Annotated in this window: 4 protein-coding genes; 1 reads left to right on the top strand and 3 read right to left on the bottom strand. The window is 65.1% G+C overall.

From position 1 onward, the window contains the following. Positions 1-1,185: putative peptide maturation dehydrogenase (locus VI238_RS01970; protein ID WP_331647879.1), on the bottom strand; the 1,185-nt coding region annotated here is incomplete at its 3' end. Between the two features lie 192 nt (positions 1,186-1,377). Between VI238_RS01970 and VI238_RS01965 the strand changes: the two genes are divergently transcribed. Next, positions 1,378-1,641, top strand: coding sequence for an NHLP-related RiPP peptide (locus tag VI238_RS01965; RefSeq protein WP_331647877.1), 264 nt, complete (start codon positions 1,378-1,380; stop codon positions 1,639-1,641). Between the two features lie 42 nt (positions 1,642-1,683). Here VI238_RS01965 and VI238_RS01960 read toward each other — a convergent pair whose 3' ends face one another. Then, positions 1,684-4,164 (bottom strand): putative peptide modification system cyclase, encoded by a 2,481-nt coding sequence (locus VI238_RS01960; protein WP_331647875.1) that lies wholly within the window; start codon positions 4,162-4,164, stop codon positions 1,684-1,686. Positions 4,165-4,339: 175 nt separating this feature from the next. Beyond that, positions 4,340-4,654 (bottom strand): nitroreductase family protein (locus VI238_RS01955; protein WP_331647873.1); only part of this gene is annotated, 315 nt, incomplete at its 5' end.

The following is a 4,654-nucleotide window of genomic DNA, read 5'->3' as shown; positions in this document are numbered from 1 at the left end:
CCCGGACGCGTCCCACACGCGTCCGGCGGGATCGAGCTCGACCGTCGTGCGCGTACCGGCGCGCGGACCGAAGCCGCACACCGCGATCGGACCCTCGAACAGCGGATCCAGGCCGAACGCCTGTTCGATCTCGACTTCGTTGATGGCCGCCGTGACGTACGCACCGAGGCCGAGGTCGGTCGCGGCGAGATAGAGGTTTTGCGAGGCGTGGCCGGCTTCGAGCAGGATCGCGCGGTAGATCTTCGGGTGTCTGCGATATTTCCAGAACGAGCGCGCGAATCGGGCCGCAACCACGACCACCGCGTGCGCGTTCGCGAAATAGTCCTGGCCCGCCACCATGCCCAACGACAACGCATGTGCCTCATCGACCTTCATCGTACTCAAGAGGTCGAGCGCGTGCGCCTCGACATTGTAGTGATACAACCCGCAGGCCAGCCCCTCGATATGCCGCAGCAACAAGTAGGCTTCGAGTGGATGCAGCCCCCCCCCGGACGGATGATTCTTCTTGAGTGCCACGACACCGGGCAGGAACTCCTCTCTGCCATGGACGCCGAAGACTCGCCCGAGGACGACGCTCACGGCACGCAGCGACATCGACGTTTCAGTCTCGAAGTTTCTGCACGTCGCGCGTCTTTCAAGGAGACCGTCCAGCGGAGCCGGGTCCGATCGCTCCAGCGATATGCGAGTCGTGGCATCGTCGCGTCGATGGAAGTGCGGCGGTGGCAGGCCGCTTTCCGCGACGAGGTCGGCGGTCGTGCGTATGCGCGACTCATTTTGGGTCGCGATGCTGTCGACACCGGACCAACGCAACGCCATATGCGCCACGGCGGACAGTGGATGCCATTGCAGTTCGCGCGTTCGGAGGTCACGGTCGTGACGCGGATCGCCGGGGTGGTCGACCACGGCGACACCGATTTCGATCATGCGCCGCAAGCGCTCGGTGCCAATCTGCTCCGCGATTTCAGTGAACGCCTTCCAGCGCGTCTCGCTGAGGAGCGGGAGCGCTTCGACGATTGCGCCATCCACTTCAATCTCGCTGGGAAGATGTGGCGCCATCGCGAACCACGCCTGCTCAACGCGGATCGCGTCTCCGCCGCCGAGCAATGCAGCAAGATCCATCGCCTGTCGTTCCCTCGGCTGCAGGAACAAGCCGGCACAGCGTCGAACGCGGCGATCGTCGGCCATCGATGGTTCTCGCTAAGGGGGGATTGTGCTAGAAGTACGCCGCTTCTGTTCCACCGCTACATGCGACAGTGAATGGAGCGGGTCATGGAGGCATAGCGTAACGATGCTCGAAGCAAAGCGTCGAGTCCGTTACCCCAATGCTCCTCGATCCGCGCATCGGAAACTACGAAGTCATGACTTGGAGGGGGCAACATGATCAAGGGTACGCCATCGAGCGACGCCATCGCTAAGGTTCTCGAACGCCTGTCGACGGACCGCGATTTCCGTGAGCAAATGCTCGGGGATCCGGTGGGCGCAATGCAGGCACACGGTATAGACGTCGATCCGCAAGGCGTCCCGGCAACTCGAAAGCTGCCGTCGATGGCCGACGTCGCGTCCATTCACAAACAGTTCGTCGCCGACCCCCAAACGGACAAGAGCTGCATCGCTGTCCTGCTGGTCGTCGGAGCGAAGTAGCCCGGGGTATGAGGCATCCGATGCGGTGCCGCACCGGATGCCTCAGTCCCGCTTCGTCGCTCGCCGCAACGCGAGCAGGTTCGGGATCAATGCGGGCTCGTTTTCGAGTTCGGCGACGGCCCGGCCGCGGTGTTGCTGTAGCCACCGGACTTGCTCCTCCGACTTGAGCGTGTCGGTGGCCAACCGGTAGGCCAGCCACAGTGCGACGTGGGTCTGGTAGTACTCCCTACCGTCCAACAATGCCGTCAGGCATTTGATTCTCTTTGCCACATCGGTCGAAAACTGCGTTTCGCAATCAGCGGTGCGCCAGAGCGCTTCGCGGTCGTAGTATCCATGGTCGAGCGCGACCCTGCGGGAAGCGTCGAGTGCCCCGCGGGCGAGCTTGATCTCGCCGATGCGAGCGGCCTGCATCGCGGCGAGGGCGAGGTGGAGCGATGAACTGCCGTCGATCGTCGGCCCTTGCTCGGATGCCCGCTTGGTTTCCGCGCCGATGAGGGCCGCCAGCTCTCGGCTGCCTTCCTCGCTGTCGCTGGCGATGTCGAACGCGGCGCGACCGAGCAGCAGGCGCGCCTGCTGTTGTTGCGAAGGTGATTTCGCACCCAATTCCGTAGCGGCCTGGAGGCGCTCGCGCGCTTCCTTGTCGTTGCCGCGATCGAGGGCTACAGCGGCGAATCTTGCCTGCCGCTCGGCCTGCAACGTCAAAGGCAACGATTCCGGCATGCTGTTCAAGCGAGCAAGCACGGCATCGTATCGGCGAGCCGCCAGATCAGGGGCCACGTCCTCGAAATGCGGCGACACGACACCAAGCGTCCTCGCGCGCTGGACGTAGCTGATCGCCTTCGCATCGTCGCCTCGCTCGGTTTCGAGTACCGCCAATGCTACGAGGCTCATTCCGCGCAGCGGATGGCGCGAATCAGCCATGATGAGGAAGCGCGGAGCGGCTTCATCGAGGCGATGGGCGTACCACAGGTAGCCCAATCCGAGGTTGTGGTGCGCCGTATAAGCGTCCGGATAGAGGCCGGACGCCGCAGTCCACTTTTCGATCCAGGTATCGGCGTTCTCGTATTGGGCGATCGTACCGTCCAGGAAAAGTTGCTCTCGGGCACTGAGGCGATCGCGATTCGCCTGGGCGGACTGCAACGAGGCGTAGGCAGCCTTGGCGTCACCGAGGTAGGCATATTGCATCGTGCTCAGGCGCGTCCACGCCAGCGCAAACTTCGGATCGAGCCTCAGCGCCTCCTTGAGCAACACGATCGCGTCGTTGATCTTGCCCTTGCCGTATTCTTCCTCGGCCTTGCCGAGCGCCCGCAGCGCGTCGAGGTTGCCCGTGGTGATCTGCGCGAGCGGCTTCGACGCGTCGCTGACCGACGCGAGGGATTCGCCGAGACGCCCGCGCATCTTGCGCAGCAGCTCGTCCATGCGCGGCAGCATCGACTCTTCGCCGTCGGCATCGACCGAATCGCTGTAGACCGACGTCTGCGTGTGCGGATCGACCAGTTCCGCGGTCATGCGCACGCGTCCGCCTACCTCGGCGACGGTCGGCAACACGAGCGCGCGTGCGCCCTCGCGCAATGCGATCTCGGAGCCTACGGTGCGATCTACGGCGGTGCCGGCCGGGTCGCGCTCCATGCGCTTGAGCGCGTCGCGCACCTGCAGCTGGGGCACGACGTTGACGTAACGCGACTGTTCCAGGCCGACGCGGAACGCAGCTTCCAGCGAGTCGTCGAACACCTGATGCCCGGTGAGGTTCTTGAGGCTGCCGACGACGACCCAGTCGCGATTGGCGAACGCGATCGCGGGCGCGGGCTTCAAGAAATACCACGCCGGTATGGCGACGAGGACGAGCAACGCGAGGATCTCGCCGACGATCGCGACCGGGCGGCGCCAGACCGGCATCTCGCGATGCGCCTTGCCGGTCCATGCCGGCGCGCGCAGCGGTGCGATGCCTTCCTCACCGACCTCGAACACGGGCACGAGGTCGGGCACGCCCTTGAAACGGTAGCGCCCGTGCGTGCGCCAGCGCACGCGCGCGAGTTTTTCGCCGAGTTCGCCCTGCGCACGGTGCGCGATGTCGTAGGCGGTGCCCGACATGAGGATCTGGCGCGGCAGGGCGAGACCCATGAGGCGCGCCGCGACCGGCTTGACGAGTCCTTCGACCTCGGTCTGCTTGGCACCGCGGCTGACGTCGTCGGCACTGTTGTCCCAGACGACGATGTCGCCGACGTGGATGCCGATGCGCGCGGCGAGTTCGGTCTGCTCCTGCTTGCCGAGTTCACCGAGCTCGCGCTGATAATCGAGCGCGTAGGCGACGGCCTGGATCGGCCGCTCGAACACGAGCAGGAAGCCGTCGGTCTTGTCGATCTCACGGCCACCGTGCTGCTGCACGAGCGAGCGCGCGAGACGATCGTGCTTGCGGATGAGGTCGGCCGCGCGCTGGTCGCCGAGGCGTTCGACGAGCGCGGTCGAATCGACGAGGTCGCTGAGCACGAGCGTACGCAGCACCGACGTCGTGCTGCCGGTCATGCCGCTGATCCGCGCTGATTCGTCTGCAGTCACCCTGCCCGTCGCCCGTCGGCTGCATTCGCATTATTTTGCGCCGGATGCCCGACGATGACCAGCGATACGCGCGAAACCGATAACCGGCGTTCCGACGCCCCTGCCCGGCCACCCCGCCCATGTCGGGGGCGGCCCGCGCCCGTCAGGATGACGGCCAGACCGTGTTGAGCGGGTCGAACTCGACTTCGTTGCGTTCCGCTCCGCGTACGCCGAACCCGGTCACGGCGAGCGGGCCTTCCTCGAGCGGATCGAGGTCGAATGCCTGCTCGATGTCGACTTCGTTGACCGCCGCCGTAATGAACGCGCCAAGACCGAGTTCCGTCGCCGCGAGATACATCGTTTGCGACAGGTGTCCGACATCGAGGATCAGCGCACGGTGCGCCTTGGGATGCCTGCGGTACTTCCAGAACGTGCGGGCAAAACGGCTCGTCGGCACGACCATCACGTGGGCATCGAC

This window comes from Dokdonella sp. (genome assembly GCF_036518555.1).
Classification (GTDB): domain Bacteria; phylum Pseudomonadota; class Gammaproteobacteria; order Xanthomonadales; family Rhodanobacteraceae; genus Dokdonella_A.
Note: the sequence above shows the minus strand (reverse complement) of the source record. Positions and strands in the feature narration are given on the sequence as shown.